This window comes from uncultured Allobaculum sp., from assembly GCF_948576815.1.
Classification (GTDB): Bacteria; Bacillota_I; Bacilli_A; order Erysipelotrichales; family Erysipelotrichaceae; genus Allobaculum; species Allobaculum fili.
Genome location: NZ_CAPAEZ010000055.1, coordinates 1 through 17,947, shown reverse-complemented (window position 1 = coordinate 17,947; position 17,947 = coordinate 1). Strand labels below are relative to the sequence as shown.

At 48.2% G+C, this 17,947-nt stretch carries 10 protein-coding genes; 3 read left to right on the top strand and 7 right to left on the bottom strand.

Annotated features, from left to right (window positions below; all coding sequences use genetic code 11):
* Positions 1-192: 192 nt before the first annotated feature.
* Complete coding sequence (locus tag Q2J39_RS08085; RefSeq protein ID WP_288340007.1) at positions 193-4,605, bottom strand: InlB B-repeat-containing protein; 4,413 nt, start codon at positions 4,603-4,605, stop codon at positions 193-195.
* A gap of 83 nt (positions 4,606-4,688) precedes the next feature.
* Positions 4,689-6,461 carry a discoidin domain-containing protein gene (locus tag Q2J39_RS08080; protein WP_288340005.1) on the bottom strand — a complete coding sequence of 591 codons (1,773 nt, stop codon included), beginning with the start codon at positions 6,459-6,461 and terminating at the stop codon, positions 4,689-4,691.
* An 802-nt stretch (positions 6,462-7,263) separates the two neighbouring features.
* Here Q2J39_RS08080 and Q2J39_RS08075 point away from each other — a divergent pair.
* A complete protein-coding gene (locus Q2J39_RS08075) occupies positions 7,264-9,849 on the top strand; it encodes an ABC transporter ATP-binding protein/permease (RefSeq protein ID WP_288340003.1) in 2,586 nt (861 codons plus the stop codon).
* Positions 9,850-10,076: 227 nt separating this feature from the next.
* On the opposite strand, the gene Q2J39_RS08070 is transcribed toward Q2J39_RS08075, so the two are convergent.
* Positions 10,077-10,331, bottom strand: coding sequence for a hypothetical protein (locus Q2J39_RS08070; protein WP_230267986.1), 255 nt, complete (start codon positions 10,329-10,331; stop codon positions 10,077-10,079).
* Positions 10,332-10,994: 663 nt separating this feature from the next.
* Here Q2J39_RS08070 and Q2J39_RS08065 point away from each other — a divergent pair.
* Complete coding sequence (locus Q2J39_RS08065) at positions 10,995-12,107, top strand: mechanosensitive ion channel family protein (RefSeq protein ID WP_288340001.1); 1,113 nt, start codon at positions 10,995-10,997, stop codon at positions 12,105-12,107.
* 416 nt (positions 12,108-12,523) lie between these two features.
* Here Q2J39_RS08065 and Q2J39_RS08060 read toward each other — a convergent pair whose 3' ends face one another.
* Positions 12,524-13,462 carry a hypothetical protein gene (locus Q2J39_RS08060; protein ID WP_288339999.1) on the bottom strand — a complete coding sequence of 313 codons (939 nt, stop codon included), beginning with the start codon at positions 13,460-13,462 and terminating at the stop codon, positions 12,524-12,526.
* A gap of 322 nt (positions 13,463-13,784) precedes the next feature.
* On the opposite strand from Q2J39_RS08060, the gene Q2J39_RS08055 reads away from it, so the two are divergent.
* Positions 13,785-14,351, top strand: coding sequence for a DUF1836 domain-containing protein (locus Q2J39_RS08055; protein WP_288339997.1), 567 nt, complete (start codon positions 13,785-13,787; stop codon positions 14,349-14,351).
* Positions 14,352-14,559: 208 nt separating this feature from the next.
* Here Q2J39_RS08055 and Q2J39_RS08050 read toward each other — a convergent pair whose 3' ends face one another.
* The 3 genes from Q2J39_RS08050 to Q2J39_RS08040 all read right to left on the bottom strand — a co-directional run bounded on the left by Q2J39_RS08050 (position 14,560) and on the right by Q2J39_RS08040 (position 17,679).
* Positions 14,560-15,312 (bottom strand): type 1 glutamine amidotransferase, encoded by a 753-nt coding sequence (locus Q2J39_RS08050; protein ID WP_230267442.1) that lies wholly within the window; start codon positions 15,310-15,312, stop codon positions 14,560-14,562.
* Positions 15,309-16,625, bottom strand: a complete 1,317-nt coding sequence (locus tag Q2J39_RS08045) for a MurT ligase domain-containing protein (RefSeq protein ID WP_230267440.1) — start codon at positions 16,623-16,625, stop codon at positions 15,309-15,311. The genes Q2J39_RS08050 and Q2J39_RS08045 overlap by 4 nt, the downstream gene beginning before the upstream one ends.
* A gap of 124 nt (positions 16,626-16,749) precedes the next feature.
* The gene (locus Q2J39_RS08040) at positions 16,750-17,679 is read right to left on the bottom strand and encodes a patatin family protein (protein ID WP_288339993.1); all 930 of its coding nucleotides are present in this window, start codon (positions 17,677-17,679) and stop codon (positions 16,750-16,752) included.
* Between the last annotated feature and the right edge of the window lie 268 nt (positions 17,680-17,947).

The following is a 17,947-nucleotide window of genomic DNA, read 5'->3' as shown; positions in this document are numbered from 1 at the left end:
AAAACTAGAAAGGCAAGGCACTGCTCACTTGTGAAGCTTAAGTGAACAGCATTGAAAGAATGAAGATTTGCGTAAATCCGATTTACCAGGACGGATCCGTCAGATTGTTTGAATTCAGCAGGAACTCGCGTTTCTGCTCATCCTCTTCGATCAGATCGGCAGACGCCCTGACATTCTTTTCTTTGAAACCGTTTATTTGGAAGATTTCAGTGTATCCAGCGTGTCTTTGGATGGCGCTTTGCGCAGTTTCAGCATTGCGTCATTCAGAGCTTTTGCGGGATCATCGAGTCCCTTCTGCGTTGTGGCAGACGATTTTGCGCTGTCTGCTTCTGTCTTCTTCTCTGTGAAAGTTGTTTTGGCGCTTTCGTTATGGAAGCTGGTCAGAGCGTTGAGGATGGATGCGGCTTTATCCGTCGCCATCGTGATCAGCGTTTTGTCGAGCTGCTCTTCCGGATTTGCATCTACCCATTTGGCATGGAGTTCATGATTTGCAGTAACCGGAGCATCCAGATCAAACTTCTGTGTATAGTTCTCGTCTGTATACCAGCCTTCGAGAACTTTTCCTTCAGGTGCAGTAACGGTCGGGATAGTGACTTTTTCGTTATAGCGTACAGGTCGTGCCACAGTCGTATTCGGATCACCCGTATTGAACTTGATCGTATAAATGTTCGACCATTTCGCATAAAGCGTCAGATCAGAATTTACAGGACCTGGTACGTAGCGGTCCCAGCAGGAAGCATCCGTAAACCAGCCGACCAGACGGTATCCTTCGGTTGGATGCGTGGCGTTCGCAGGCGGAGTATACGTGTCGCCTTTCTTAATCTGGACAGGATCGATTGGATTACCCTTTCCGGTATTGAAGGTGACAGTGATTTTTTCCTCATCTACCCATTTGGCATGGAGTTCATGATCTGCAGTAACCGGAGCATCCAGGTCAAATTTCTGCGTGTATTCCTTGTCGGTATACCAGCCTTCGAGGACTTTTCCTTCAGGTGCAGTAACGGTCGGTACAGTGACTTTTTCGTTATAGCGTACAGGTCGTGCGACAGTCGTATCCGGAGCACCCGTATTGAACTTGATCGTATAAATATTTGACCATTTCGCATAAAGCGTCAGATCAGAATTTACAGGACCTGGTACGTAGCGGTCCCAGCAGGAAGCATCCGTAAACCAGCCGACCAGACGGTATCCTTCGGTTGGATGCGTTGCGTTTGCAGGAGGAGTATACGTTTCGCCTTTTTTAATCTGGACAGAATCAATTGGATTGCCCTTTCCGGTATTGAAGGTAATGGTTACTTTCTCTTCAACAGGAGCTTCCCACTTCGCGTAGAGGGTCGTGCTTTCCGTGATCTTATCGGAAGCGAAGTTGAAAGTCTGTGTGAGTGCTTCGTCCTTAAACCAGCCTGCGAACGTATAGCCGTTCTTTGTGGGCGCGGTCGGCGCTTCAATCGTCGTGTGGTAATTGGCTGAAACAGCAGCAACATCCGATCCGCCATTCGATTCGAAGGTGACCGTATACGAGTTGATCGTCCAATGCGCAGTCAGTGTGAGATCTGCAGTAATTAGCGTATTGAAATCGAATGCGGTATCAGAACCAGCCGCAAACCAGCCTGTAAAGGTGTAACCAGTCTTTGTTGGAGCGGTCGGCGCTGTGATCTTCGTATTGTACTCTGCTTTCACCGTTGTCGCTTCAGAACCGTTATCCGCATTCATCGTCACGGTATAGGTGTTAATCGTCCAATGGGCTGTCAGCGTGAGATCCGCAGTAATTGGCGTATTGAAATCAAACGCGGTTTCGGAATCCTCCGCAAACCATCCAGCAAAGGTGCAGCCAGTCTTTGTCGGTTCGGTCGGAGCAGTGATCTTTGTGTTGTAGTCTGCTTTAACGGTTGTCGCTTCAGAACCGTTATCCGCATTCATCGTCACCGTGTAGCTGTTAATCGTCCAGCGTGCCGTCAGCGTAACACTCGTGTCGATTTTCGTTGTGAAATCAAAGGCCGTGTCCGCTTCTGGAGCATACCATCCGTCGAAGGTATAGCCAGTCTTTTCTGGATCAGCAGGTTTATCGACAGGAGTTCCTGGATCAATAGTTTGAGAGGTTGCCGTACCGTCTACATCGAATGTCACGGTAACTTTCTCAACCAGTCCTTCAACAGCCGTATCTAACGCTGCCTTAGCTGCATCCACGCTGTTGTCTCCCGTCTGATAAGCGGCTGGATTTGCAGCAGCAGCTTCCGCTTTTGCGAGTGCGTCCTGCATAGCCTTCCAGGAAGCGGCAGTGTAAGCATCTTCAGATTTTGCTTTTGCTGCTTCAATCGAGGCATTCAAATCCGTCTTATCACTTGGCGAGAAGAATTTTACTTCTGCCACGGTTGCCGTCGTGTTCACAGGCTGAGACTTTCCTCCAGTGGCTTTAATCACCAGATTGACGTAACGAGCGTGAACTGGGGTGAAGTACATGTTGCGGTACTGGTCGCGCGTTTCATTGCTGAAATACGCCTCATTGCCATCGACTGCATGGTCAAACGCATAGGTACCTACGCATATCATTTCTTCCTCAGATTCTCCCGCATATACTTCAACATTAAACAGGTCTCCGTTAATCGGAGAAGTGTACTGTCTGGGCAGGAAGCTGATCGCAAACAGATCTTTCGATTCGCCAAGGTCATAGAACAGGTTTCGATCTTTGGCAACCAGCTCGCTTGTACTGTAATCCGAGTGGTAATAAGACTGCGGATCATTGTCGAGTGTTTCCTCAATTCTGGAATTGCGGCCTTCTGTAGTCGAATTTTTCGTACTCTTAGAAGCAATGCCAGATACGCCTGTGATGGCTACACCAGTTGCATCCGTATCCTGAAGCACGTTGAGAACCGCCTGAACTGCAGCATTAATCTGTTCTACCGTAGAATCCACTGCCTCGTAAACTTCCTGATTGGCGGTAATGGATGTATTGAGAGCCTCATGATCTGCTGCGCTCATCAGATTTCTCTTGAGAACATCTGCTGCCAGATCAAGTGCTTTACCAAGCGGCGCTTTATCGGTTGCTACCCACTTTGCGTACAGTGTCGTCTCTTCTTCGACGGTATCTGTACCGAATACAAATTGGGTTTCGAAGGCTTCATCTTTAAACCAGCCTGCAAATTCGAATCCGCTGCGTGTCGGATTTTCTGGAGCCTCAAAAACTTCCCCTTTTGGAGCATAAACTGGACCCACTGCAGATCCGTCTTTGGAATCAAAGGTAACCTTCACAGCTTCTTTCAGTCCCGCATGGGCCGAATTGAGGGCGCTCAGAGTAGCACCAACTTCAGCAACAGATGCATCTGCCTTATCCAGGATTGCTTTTGCATTATTAAGGGCAGTCGTCAGCGCCGCGAAGGAAGCCTCAGTCCAACTGTGAGCGTCATTAGTCAAAAGAGAGCATTGCGCATATGCAGCCTGAAGATCCGTTTTATCCGCAACAAAAGTTAAGACGTATTCTTCGTTTGCATCGATGTCCGCAAATTCCTTATTCCAGGAAGCGATCATGCCTGCTTCTGCCGTGATGTTGTTGTCTTCAAGTGCTTTTTCAGCAGCTGCCTGAATCTCCGATGCAGATGTGGCTTTCGCATATTCATCGGAAGCAAGGACGTCATTACCATATTTGAACGTGATCGTGTACATCTTCATCGCCTGCTGAGGATCTTTATAGACTTCAGTGATCTGTTCCGGGGTCAAGGCTTTATCGAAAATACGCAGTTCATCTACCGATCCCTGGAAATCGGATTTTCCAAGATAGAATCCCGGGAAAAGAATTTTCCATCCCGGTTGTGCATCGTTCAGCATTTCGCCCTTCTGTTCTCCATCAACATACACTTTCAAATTACCTGCAGTTTCATCATGGACATAGGTAAAATGATTCCATTCGTCCTGATTTAAGAATGGAGTTGTGTTAAGAGTAAGAACGCCGCTAGTTGTCGGATTCACACGAATGCCAAACCCAATGTTTGTTTGACCAAGGCGCAGAGCAAGTTCCGTATTCTCAGTCTTATCCTGCATAATGGAATACGTTCTCAGATCGGAAGTACTTGTCGAATATTCGAGATCGGATTTGGCCCAGAAACTGATGGTCCAGTCGGAATCGTCGGTGATACCGAAAGTCTCTTCGAATTTCAGACCTTTGTTGGGTTCGATATGAATACTCTGGCCATTTTTGCCTTCGTCATCGTAACTGATTCCATCTTTCTCAATCGAAACCCCGTCCCAGTTTCCAACGTGGTCATTCGGGTTTCCGTTAAACGGAAAATATGCGACTGGACTGACAAGAGCAGATTTCCACTGGGCGATAAATGTGGTCGAAGCCATGGCTGTTTGAGGAAGCTCAGCATCCCAGCCGGTAAAGACAAATCCTTCACGGGTGAAAGAAGGAACTTTGTTTTCCCAGACGGACTGAGCAGAATCTTTTTCCACTTTTACTTTTACTGGAGAAGCATCCTCTTCCGTGGTCTTAAAGATAAAGATAACCGCATCTTTCAGTCCCGCTACAGCAGTTGTCAGCGCTTCTTCAGCGGATTTCACTTCATCCACTGTAGGCAGTTCTTTTTCTGTGATTGCTTTAGCAGCATTCATGGCCGTTTTGAACGCAGTATAGGATTCATCTGTATAGATATCCGGAATCTGATCATCCGTACCGAGTTTGTTTTCGTTATCGCTTACCAGTTTTGCCAGATTGATCGTATCCCCTTTGAACTGGGCTGTAAATTCAAGGCGGCTGCGGAAAGGACATCTCCGTCCTGAATGCCCCAGCCGATAAATACACTGCCCTCAGGTCCAGTCGGGATTTCCGCAGGGATATAGCTGCTAAGCTGGCCGCCTTCTACAGCATTCTCTACTGTATAGAAGATCTCGTTTCCGTTTTTAAACGTCAGCGTAAACAGACGCTTCAGTTCAGCAGCTTCTCTTTGCAGATTGGTCAAAGCTTCACTTACTGCTTCTTCGGTAGGCAGCGGAGTTTTGAGTGCCTCTGCGGCAGCTGCAAGCGCGTCGGGGAATCCTTCCCAGGAAGGCGCGCTGTACTGTGCGGACTCGTAATCTTTTACATGATCATAGAACGTATTCAGAGTGGAACGATCCAGTCCATCGTATTTTCCGGATACAGTAACCCAGGCAATGGTCGGCTCTTTTTCTCCAGTCTTTTTGAATACGAGCGTTCCCGTCTGGTCAGTATTCAGATCAATTTCATAACGGAAAGCCTGCGCATTCTCTTCGGTGCTGCTGCAGTCGCCAAGTTCGTATTCCGTTCCGTCTTCCAGACGCCAGTACGCCTTCTGACCGCGCCGGCTGTCCGAATTCCACCAGTATCCATGGGTACCGACCTGAATCGTATGCTTTCCGGCTGGAAGCGTCAGCTTAATCTTTAAATTCTGGGAATCCTCATTCTTCGTTCCAGCCCACCAGCCATAGTCATATGGACTAAGGGAGGAATTGGATCCAGTAATTCCGTAATCGCCGTCGCTGGCGGCAGTGCCTGTGGTTTTTTCACCGATGACGCCCCAGGATTTTCCTTCTTCCCATCCCTGATCTGCGGCTTCTGTATTGAGCAGTCCTGGATAGAGTTTTTTAGCCAGTGTCCAGAGCGGATCATTCTCTGCTGCATTTCCATTGATCAGATATTCAAGATCTGCAGGATACAGCCAGGCTTTCGCAGTAATGGCCCCTTCTGGAAGACCTTCCGCTGCCTCAACGGTTCCAGTTACATCGATTACCGAAAACGGAATCCGACCGTCAAGATCCGGAATCTGCCAGGTTACGTTTCTTTCTACTCCGCCAGCTATAACAGACTGCGGAAGCGCTGAAACGTTTCCTTTCAAACCGCAAAGATCCGAAAGGACATAATCAGTACCTTCTCCATACACTTCAAATTCTGCAATGTTTACATAATCTGCATCGGGGTTCGTTCCTCGTTCATTTTTGTAATATTTGATGTAGCGATAGGATGTAGAAACGCCTTCATTAAACGAAGAAGCGCGTACTTGGGTAATTTTGTTCTGAGCGGGGACTTCCGGAATGGTATAAAGATCCGTCCAGGTCTCTTTATCGTTGCTTCCGGCGATCACGCCATACTGCGTTCTGACGGCATAATTATTGTTGCCTGCGTTGGTGCGCGGGCAGTATCCAATACCGGCGATCGTTTTCTCTTCGCCAAGATCGAATACCATGTAACTGTTCTTCAGGCCGTCAAAAATGGTGCCCATATCGCCATCGATTGCTTTGTCTGCCCCGTTGCCGCTTTCCCAGGACTCTCCTTCTAAATCCACCGTGAGGGGCAGTTTGGTAAGATTCGGCACTGCGACAGGAACTTCGGATAGTGCACCTGGATCTGTTTCTTCAATCGCAAAGACCGGCATAAGGGAAGAAGTAACGCTTCCAAAAGCCATGCATCCGCTGCAGAGAACCTGAAGAAAAATGCGTGAATGTTTTTTCATGTTTTTCCTTTCTATATAGAGCCTTTTTTTCTCTTTTGAATCAGTCTTCTTAGTTGGAAACTGCCCGGAGTTCGCCAGTCTGTCACGAGTGACAATGGAATAGAAGAAGACCGATTCGGCCGCAAAACGCACAACTTATCCTTCGCCTTGCCCTGCGCAGGATGAAATGGCTTCTAGATTCTTTGCGGCGATTCTCCTTTTCAGGAGTCAGGAACTGATCCAGATCCGAAAAGCTTGCCCGGATTTCGGAACAGGACCAGCTGTAATCACGAAAAAGTAATCACTAGTGTAATTGTAATCGTTTACATATCTCGATTGTTTAAATTCTCAAAATTACTAATTTTTGATAATCCGATCTCAAATATGCTAATGCCGCATTTTGCATACAGCGATTCATTCCTTCCCTCAAACCGATTTTGTTCTGGCCGGAGAGTGGATAACTGACCCCCATGGAAAAGCGCCTCTTTATCTTTACGAGATAAGGAGGCGCTTTTCTGGCGAAATCTGCTTCGTTTTTAACTCAGGACGGTTCATCAAAATTCCATCGTCCGCGACAGCTGAAATGCAGGATTGTTCTTGTTTTCCAACGGGGAGATCGGAAAAATCAATAGATACTCTATATAGTATTTCTATATAGGTTCGAGTTCTTTCAAAAGAAAAAGATCGATACCACAAAAGAGCAGCGGCCGTATCGGTTGATTTCCTTAACAGAAAATTAAATGTCAGATCTTGCTGGACGTATGCCATGGAATTTCCACATTTTTCCTGTACTCTATCTAAGAATTCATGAAAGGAGCGAATAATGCTTCAGTGTAAAAATATTGTCAAAGAGTATTACTCCGGCGATGAGATCGTTCATGCGGTCAACGGCTTGAGCGTCACATTCCGGGACAATGAATTCGTCTCCATCCTCGGCCCTTCAGGCTGCGGCAAGACGACATTTCTGAATATCATTGGCGGTCTCGATCAGTACACCAGCGGCGATCTGATCATCAATGGAAAAAGCACGAAGGAATATACAGATAAAGACTGGGACACATACCGAAACCATCGAATCGGATTTATTTTCCAGAGCTACAACCTGATCATGCATCAGAGCGTACTCAAGAACGTCGAAATGTCCCTGACGCTTTCCGGAGTTCCTAAGGAAGAAAGAAAGAAGCGGGCAATCGCTGCGCTTGAAAAAGTCGGTCTGAAAGATCAGATCAACAAGAAGCCGACCCAGATGTCCGGCGGTCAGATGCAGCGTGTCGCAATCGCCCGTGCTCTGGTCAACGATCCGGAAATCGTTCTGGCCGATGAACCGACGGGTGCGCTGGATTCCGAGACTTCTGTGCAGATCATGGAACTGCTTAAGGAAATCGCCAGGGATCGTCTGGTCATCATGGTTACCCATAACCCGGAACTGGCCGAACGCTATTCCACCCGAATTGTCCGCCTTAAGGACGGCAAGATGATTTCCGATTCCATGCCGGTTAAAGAAGTAAAGGAAGAAGCCAAAGAGCAGAAGCTCAAACGGCCAAGCATGTCCTTCTGGACAGCCCTTTCCCTTTCGTTCAACAACCTGATGACCAAAAAAGGCAGAACGCTTCTGACTTCCTTTGCGGGATCCATCGGCATTATCGGAATCGGTCTGATCATGTCCCTTTCCAACGGGGTTCAGGATTATATTACCCGCGTTGAGAACGATACGATGGCGGACTATCCGATTGAGCTGAAAGACAACACGATGGACATGTCGGTCATGATGAGTGCGATGATGGATATGCAGGACGAGACAGAAGCCAGCGAAATGGAAGACGGAAAAATCACGACCTCGAAAATGGTCGAATCCATTCTGGATTCCATTTCTTCATCCAAGACGAACAACCTCGCCGAATTCAAGAAATATCTGGAATCGGATCAGGGGGATGAATTCACATCCACCGCAAAAGCCATTGAATATTCGTACGGCATGGATATGACTGTCTTCAATTCCAATTCGGATTATGGTCTGGTACGCGTATCGCCGAACGAACTGATCGATAAGCTCGGCTTTAGTCAGATGGGCCAGGTTCAGTCCGCGTTTGGGGTAAGTTCGCCGATGAACCAGGAAATCTGGACCCAGATGCCGGATTCCCAGGCTCTGCGCGAAGACAATTACCAGCTGATCGACGGCGCCTGGCCAAAAGACGAAAGTGAAATTCTGCTGGCTGTCGATAAGAACAACGAAATTACCGACTACGCCCTCTACTCTGCCGGTCTGCTTGATCAGGACGAACTGGTGAAAAACTATCAGAACGTTTTAGATGGCAAAACCGACAAGATTGAAGTTTCCGAAACGAAAAACTACACCAACGAAGACTTCATCGGCATGGAGCTTTCCGTCCTGCCAAACTCCGCGCTGTATCAGAAAGTCAACGGTCTCTGGATTGATCAGTCCGACAACGAAGACTTCATCAAGGACGCGCTTAAAAAGGAAGCCAAGTCGGTGAAAATTGTCGGTATCGTGAAACCGGCTGAAAAGACTGTTTCCTCAACCGCATTAGGTGGAATTCTTTACGATTCCTCCCTGCGCAACTGGGCAGCCGACGAAGCGGATGCCTCCGAAATCGTTAAGGAACAGAAAGCCGATCCGAAAATCAACGTCTTTACCGGACGCGAATTTACCAACGGCGAGAAGTTCTCGATGGATCAGCTTACCCCTGAACAGATGATGCAGATGCAGAGCATGCCCCAGGAAGAGCTGCTCAGTTACATCACCACCTATAACAACAACATCAACGCCACCTACGATTCCAACCTTTCGGATCTTGGCGTCATCGATCTCAACGAACCATCCAGCATCAAGCTGTATGCCAGGAGCTTTGATGACAAGGAAAAGCTTGGCGATCTGATCACCGAATACAACAACGTTCAGAACGATGAAGGAAAACCGGAAAACATTATCACGTATACCGATACCGTGGGCGTAATGCTTTCCGGCGTACAGAGGGTCATCAACCTGATTTCCTACGTCTTGATGGGCTTCGTTTCTGTATCGCTGGTCGTATCCTCGATCATGATCGGAATCATTACGTACATTTCCGTTCTCGAACGCATCAAGGAAATCGGCGTTCTCCGTGCCCTGGGTGCTTCCAAACGGGATATTCGAAGAGTATTCAACGCGGAAACCTTTATCATCGGCCTGATTTCCGGTCTGCTTGGAATTGGAATTACTGCACTGCTGGACATTCCAATTTCCATGATCGTCCAGAACCTGACCGGCGTTGCGGGTATTGCCAGTCTCCCGGTTAACGGAGCGGTCATTCTGGTTCTGATCAACCTCGCGCTGACCATGATTGCCGGACTCATTCCTGCCTCGATGGCTTCGCGCAAGAATCCGGTCGAAGCGCTGCGCACCGAATAAACTTCACTGCAGGCGTTCTGGTCAAAACCTGACAATTCTTACGTCCCTTCCCTATCGAATTTCCAGTCGAAGAAAGGGACGTTTTTCTATATCGCCTGCAAAGCTGCTGTCTACGGGTCTGTCCTGTTTTCTTTCAAATTTACGACCCGTGAGCATGAAAAAAGCAGAAAGCATGCGATTATGCTTTCCGCTTACGATCCGGTTTCCTTCACCAATTGGAACTCAGTTTATTCTTCAGTCTCTTTCGGCTTTACGTCGCCTGAGTCAAACATGACCAGGGTTTCTCTTGTGAAGGGGTCTACGAAGGCAAGACGAGTGCCTGTCAGTTCTGCCAGGCGGATCAGGTCATCGCCCGAAAACGCATCCCGGGAATATTTGGTGTTGAGGGCCTGCGGACGGGAAAGACCGAGCGCGTAGGTGTAGTCAACGCTCTTCACACCTTTGAGTGCGAGCAGGCTCTTGATTTTGTTGGTTTTACTCATGAGTGAGTCCTCCTTGAGTTCTAATCGGCTCCAGAAACAATCTGACCATTATTTCATCGTACTGAACTCAATTCAATCTGTTGTGAATAAATTATATAGCAGATCTCATTAATCTTTAACTGATTGTCCTGTAACTATTACAATTATGGATATTTCACATGAAATAGTCGATAAAATTCGAAAATATTCGGAATTTTCGTACCATTCATAAGAATAATGTCGTAATTTAGAAATTTGTAAGCGGTTATTATCTATCAAAGAAGGAATCAATCGAAGAGAATTGTACCCTTTGCCGGTTGTTTTATTTCTTCTCCAATCTAATACGTATTGGTTTTATGAATAATTTCAAATAGTTTTAGAAGTCAAGCCCAAATGATTAGTTGCGTTTTCATCTCCATGTTGACGAAAATGAAAATATGTTTCATTACTTCAACCATAGAATCATCCTGTCAAGACCATAAACGTGTAAACCGAAAAAATCTTCGAATCTTTCAAATAAACTCAATCCTTGTCCTTGTTTCTCCCATGGCGCACTGATCCGCTGCAGCAAAATCCACTCGATCTTTCCCACGTACAATTATTCTCCTCCAATCAGGGGTAAACGGGCAGGCAGAAGGGAATTTTTTGCGGGGATTCTAAAATGGAAGAGTAAGGGGGCATTTTATGAAAATCAACTGGTCCGCCGATCTGATTCATTTTCTTCAGACGGCCTGGATTCCCATTGTGGAAGTGACGGCTGGCATTCTGATCGGACCGCGCGTGAAAAAGATGATCGTGAAAGCCGCAGATAAGTCGCAGGATAAGGGGCTGATGACGTTTCTGGGCTCTACAGCCAATATAGCGATCATCGCTTTATCGTTCATTATGGCTGCCGAAGCTTTAGGTATTAAAGTATCGAGCATTGTCTCGCTCGTATCGGCTTTAGGTCTTGGCGTTGCACTTGCCTTAAAAGGCAATATGGCCAATGTTGCGGGTGGCATTCAGATTCTGGTGACAAAACCGTTTAAAATCGGGGACTACATTCAGGTGGCCGGCCATCGCGGGTATGTCACGACTATTGAACTCATGTTTACAACGATTCGTACCGACAATCAGAAAGAGGCGGTTATCCCGAACGCCACCATTGTAGAAGATACGATCACAAACTATACCAAATATCCATATGTACGTGTAAAAGTACCCTTCTCCGTCGCGGTTGGCAACGATATGACAAAAATCCGCACGGAGGCGCTGGAACTGATGAAGCAGAATACGCTTCTGGAAAAAAGCCAGCCCTGCTACATTACCGTTCGGGAGATTTCTTCCGGCTATGTGACCATGGAAGCCATTGGCTACGTCCAGGTAAAGGACCATGAACTTTGCAGCCATCAGCTGGCTGAAACGTTTGCGCTCAATCTTTCGATCTATAAGCCGCAGCCCGCTTCCATAGAAGAAGTCGAACTCGTTCACAAAGAGAAAGAGACGGAAGAACAAAGCGATAAGACCGATTCCAAAGCAAGTGAAACCTTCAGTCCAGAAACGCAATTCGAAACGCGTCCAGAGCTGCATCCAGAGACAGTATCTTACGCGACTGTAGAAAAGAAGGCATCTTCTGCATCCTCCTCTTCTTCTGCCGCTGCAGTCTCCTGCAGCGGCGCGCCCATTGGCCAGTCCGCTGCTTCTCTGAAATCAGGCAAATCAAAGTCAGGCAGCAAATCGCAAAATGGATCGGGGCCCTCTTCCTCTTTGTCCGCAGCCGGAAGCAGCTCCAGCGACGAAACGAAACCCGGCAACTGAACCGATCGGCCAAACGAACTGAACCGATCTTTTCTCCAATATAACCGCTTAACCCTCTTCGAAATTCAGGAAGAGGGTTAATTTTTTTGGCAAAAAGAAAAGACTCCGCCTTCTTAGCCGGGATGATTCCGGAATCGAACAGGAGTCCTGATGCGTGAGCCATTGCGCTCGCGCGCCGACTCGTGAGGGATAATGGGCAGAAGAATGAGGGACTTCTTCTATCCGGTCTGTAACAGCGCCGCAAAGTGGTCAGCCATTGCGGCCAGATTTTCATCTGTTCTGTTTACGTGTTTCATTGTAAAAAGAAGCCGTATGCATGCCAATTTGAACGCTTGAATCGTTTTGGGCAGTCCATAAAAAAACAGGGAGGACTCCCTGCTTTTTATAGATCATTTGTGATGGAGAAATCTCTGGACTTAGTAGTCGACTTTGAGAATCTGTCGATAGCCTAAAGACGGCGAATTGATATTGACGGTAATTCCATTGTGGAGTTTGGACGCGAAATCTGGAACGGAATCCGGCGCTTCAAAGAGAATCGAAGCAGAAACTTCCTGCTGCGGTCCGAGATAGAACAGCTCATAGCCGTACGCCTGTGCGCGAATGCTTTCGGTTTTTGCCGGCAGACCTTTATCGGTAAACGCGTACTGTTCGATCTGCTCCTGACTCATTGCCCGGAGCTCGTCGGCGTTGGCCATACCGGAGAAATCGTAGCCGTCGATCGTGCAGATCGGGGAAAGATACGGAACAACCAGGCGCTGATCCGTTTTATTGCGGTAGTTAATTTTCAGGCCTTCGATGATCGACTTTCCGTTTTCATAACGATAGGAAAGCTGTGATGCATCCACATCAAATTCGTAATATTCATCTTCATAAATCGTGAATTTCTTTTCATCGGAATTCTTGATTTTGGAATCATCGATTTTACGGATGCTTGTGGACGAGAACGAAAGGAAAGTATCATCCTTTTCGATGTAAAGACCAAGGTTTCGATCTGACGTTTTGGGAACGCCGATATAGCCGTAAATGTACGTCGACAGGCCTGGCTGAACATCGTTGGTAACGATCGTCTTGAACTGATCGATCGGATTGATCGTTTTGAAGTCATTGCTGTTTTTCGCCCGCAGCGAATACACCAGGTTGCTCATGTGATAGACGGAATCGGAATTATTGTCTACGCCGGCCAGAAAGTAGAAAAAGACTGTATTGGCCGACTTGTTATCGACTTCTAGCACATCTACCATGGAAAGGGTTACCCCCTCCTGAAGCTGTGCGCTCGAAGCGCCCTGTTCCTTCGAACAGGCTGCCGCGCTGTAAGCCAGTAAAAAAGCCATCAGCAGTTTTATCCATTTTTTCATAAAAATCACCATCCGTATTGTAAGGGTTCCTGTCATTGGGCTCAACCGCACCGGGTTTTATAACACAATTGTACACATTATCCTGCTCTTTCTTCCCACACCCGAAGGTCTTATGGCAGCCTGAAGGCGGGTTTCGTGACTTTTTCAGAATTTCTTTCCCGATTCAAAGACGCTTCCTTTTTCCCATTCGATGCGATTTTTGGGGGAAAGACGACAAGAAAGGGGTATTTCCTTTCCAGAATCCCAACGTCTTTCAGGGGAATTGTGCCGCTCTCTATCAAAACCAGCCGGCCCTTGTTTAGATTTTTGATAAACTGAGACTATGACTGACAACGAATCAAAAGAAAAGCTCGATCAGATCGCCCGCAATCTGGCGACCTATCAGGGACCGCGCTTTGCCGAATTCCCGAATGTACCGCTGTACATGGATCAGGTCGTGGAACTGCTCAACCGCTGGCTCGATCCGCTCTATTTCAACCAGAAGCCGGGATGCATCACTTCCAGCATGATCAATAATTACGTGAAAAACTCCATCGTTCATCCCCCGCTGAAAAAACGCTACAAAGCGTATCATCTGGCCTATCTGTATGTAGTCATGATTCTCAAGCAGTGCTTTACGCTGCAGGAGATCGCCTCCCTGATTACGATTTATACCGAAATTAGTTCAAGCGACCGCTTCTCTCATGACTTTGACTGTTTCGTGCGCGTCTTTGAAATCCTTCTGCACAATGTGATGGAGGGCGGCGATACGGCCGTGGTAATTTTCGATGAGCCTTCCTGGCAGCAGACGCTCATGGTGGATGTGATCCGCGCGGCGGTATGCCGGCTGTACGGAACGTATCAGATTTACCGCTTCAATATGGAAAACGAGGAGAATCCATCCAAATAGGGCGCCGGTCCGTATACAGACTTCCAATCGCCCCGTTCCTATTTATCGGCTATACAAAAAGCTGTGTCCTCTCATCACAGCTTTCCAGAGAATCGGCTGGCAGATCTGCCTGCAGCCGGCATTTGGAAAGCCAAAATGGATAAGAACACAGCTTTTATTATGGATATCGAAAAAATGAGGACTGGCTTTTCTACGCTCTGGATCGGAGCTATGCGTCCAGTTCCTGCAGACCGAATCGGTCGAGCAGAGCTTTTCGGGCTTCCGCTTCCCAGGGATTATCGAGCTCAGCCAGATCGCTGAGGGTAAATCCTGGATGGGTTCGGGCAATCGCTTTGGCCAGAACAAAATCGGCGAGCCGGCCGTTTTTGGGCAGAAGCGGACCGTGCAGATACGTTCCGAGAATTCGGCCGTCGTAATAGCCTTCAAAGCCCGCATTGAACGCATTGCCGCTTCCCTTTACAACTTTGCCTAATGGGGAGGTGACATTCAGGGTCTGGCCGCCGTGATTTTCAAATCCGATCAGACGCAGTGTCTGTCCATCGAGATCGGCATCGATCACGATATTGCCGATGCAGCGGCTCTTCCCTTTTCCGGTTTCTGTATACAGATCGAGAATCTGCAGACCGGGAATCTTATTGTGATCGGCGGTCTCATAATACTGACCAAACAGCTGGTAGCCGCCGCAGATCAGAAGGAAAAAGGTACCGCCATCAAGTGCTTTTAAAATGTTTTCCTTCCGCGCCAGCAAATCCGGAATCAGCGCCATCTGCTCCCTGTCTGCGCCGCCGCCCATGAAGACCAGATCAAACGCGGATAAATCCGCTTTTTGACCAATCCCGACGGTCGTTACCTCGAGATCGATGCCGCGCGATTTTGCGCGGCTCTGCAGGGTCATGATATTGCCCTTGTCTCCATACAGGTCCATGATGTCGTGATACATCCATGCGCATTTCAGTTTCATAGCGACATCTCCTTTTCAATGGCTTTGCGGCTTTCGAGCAGTGCCGTATACGTGGCCATGACGTACACCACATCCGCTGCCTGCAGTCCCTGCGCTGCGGCCTGTTCGAGATTGTGCTCGATCGACATGTCTCCGGTATAGCCGCCAAAGTACATGCGCAGCGCCATATCCCCTGCACGAAGTCCGGTGCAGATTACTTTTTTCGTCTGATCGTTCATGAACTTTTCAAACTGGGTGTCGTAAATCCAGGAAACGTCGGTGCCATCCTGTTCCCGGTCGTTTAAGACGATAACGATGGATTTCTCACGGTCGTCTTTTTCGATGACCTTCATGACTTCGTTGGCTCCGGTCGGGTTTTTGACCAGGTTCAGAATGACGCTCTTGCCGTTCTTTTCGAATTTTTCATTCCGTCCAGCCGGTTGCGGAGCGCTTCTGGCCATGGCATCAAACGCATCAGCACTTACGCCAAACGCCTGACTGGCCGCCAGTACGCCGGCATAGTTGTACATCGAATACAGGCCCTCGTACGGTCCTTTGTGTTTCTTGTTTTCAAACACAAAAGACTGATCGTCCAGATTGATATCTTGCAGTTCGACATCGAGCTCTGGCGTTTTAAAGCCGCACTTTGGACAGTGAAATGAGCCGATATGGGAATACTGATAAAAATCGTATTCGAGACGCTCGCCGCAGACCGGGCAGAATTTGCCTTCGCTCGCTTCGTTTGTCGTCTTTTTGGAATAGGCGTTTTCGGCCAGACCAAAATAGACGGCTTTGGCTTTCGGAGCCTTGAGCGCGAGACGGACAGTATTCGGGTCATTGCCGTTTAAAACGAGCAGGCCCTGGTATTCGGGAAGAACGCCTTCAATCGAATCAATCAGCTGCTCCATTTCTCTGGCGCGATCGAGCTGGTCGCGAAAGAAGTTATTGACGACCAGCGCTTTTACCGGAAGGACCGGGAGAACGTGGCGGATATTGAGTTCATCCACTTCCAGAACGACAGCATCCGCATCGATTTCCCCGTTCATTTTCGCCGCCTGCAAAAGTGCCGAAGTAATGCCGGCTTTCAGGTTGTCGCCCTTGCGGTTGGTGACGACTTTGCGCCCGGCTTTTTCAAAGACGGACGATAACATGTTCGCCGTCGAGGTTTTTCCATTCGTGCCGGTCACAAGAATGACCGGTCCGCGAAACTTCAGTCTGGAAAGCGAGTTCGGATCGATTTTCAGTGCGATCGATCCCGGCATGGATCCACCCCGTCCAATCAGAGACAGCAGTCCGGCCGACGTCTTCGCTCCCAGAATGGAGAGTCTGCTCATACGTGTTCAGCTCCTTTATAAAAATCCTCTTGCATTAGACCGCTTTTGGGGCAGGTCTGCAGGAATAGAGGATGGATAGAATTTTACATCAATTTCCAGATTCGTTTTGCGAATAGGGTTTCCTCTATTTTACCGGATCTTCCTGCAGGAACGCTTCAATCTTTGCCGCGTCCGCAACGCCTTCTTTATAGAGAGCGTCGATGGCTTCCGGTGTTCCCATAAGAGACTCTACATGATGGAGCGTTTTGGGAGAAAGGATGAGCGCTTTCCCCTGCTCTTCCAGCTCTCTGGCTTTTCGCATCGACGCATTATTGACGTGCGGACGCTTCTTGAGCGCATCAAGCACAGCGGGAAAATGCGTTCCATAGCGGGTGTAAGCCAGAAGACGATTCATTGGGCTTTCCGATTCGTCTTCTTCGATATTGGACGCTTTGCGCGGAAGCAGAATGACGATCTTCTCTGCCCCCATTTCCAGCGCCTTATCGACTGGAATCGGATCCGAAACGGTACCGTCACAACACGGAACGCCAAAGGCTGTATAGGCATGACAGATCAGCGGGACAGCGCAGGACGCCTTGAAAATGGAATACTCATCCTGCGTAAGGTGTTTCTTTGTAAAGTATGCTGGCCGCCCGCTCAGCGCGTTCGTCGCTACGGTAATCAGTTTGGCGGGATTTTGAAGAAGAGCCGGCGCATCGAGCGGATATTCGCCGTCGGAATTGCTTAAGTCCGAATAGATGTAGTCCAGATCAAAAAACGATTTTCGAAAAATGAAGTTTTGCAGGGAAGCATATTCTTTTCGAAACGAATAGTCGTGATAGTACGTGTACGTTCGTGTTTTCTGTCCGGCAATATAAGTCGCCAGGTTGGCTGCGCCGGCGGAAACGCCGATGTTCAGCTCGGCCATGATTCCGCGATCAAGAAGACCGTCCAGAACGCCGGCAGCATACACACCGCGCAGTCCTCCGCCCACATCAATCAGGCAAAGGCCTTTACAGAGGGTGTATTCCGGCAATTTTGAAGGGATAGCAGGGGTAGGATGAAACGATTGCATGTACGCTCCTTTGAAATGAGTCTGCTTTTTTCTCACGCAGCCGCTTTTCAAAAAGAAAGTCCTCTGCCGGCTCAGCCTAAGCCCCTTTCGTTGGGCTGCCACGATTTTCGGGACAAAAAGAAAAGAGCCCTGCAGGCGGGTGCGTGAAAAGAGTACGGGATGGAAAAAGCACTGCCTTTCTTGTTCGTTTTCTATAGTAACAGGATAGTCGAGTGTCGTAAGCGTCAAATAAAAGACGGGTATTTTCTCGACCGCCTCCTTGGGATAA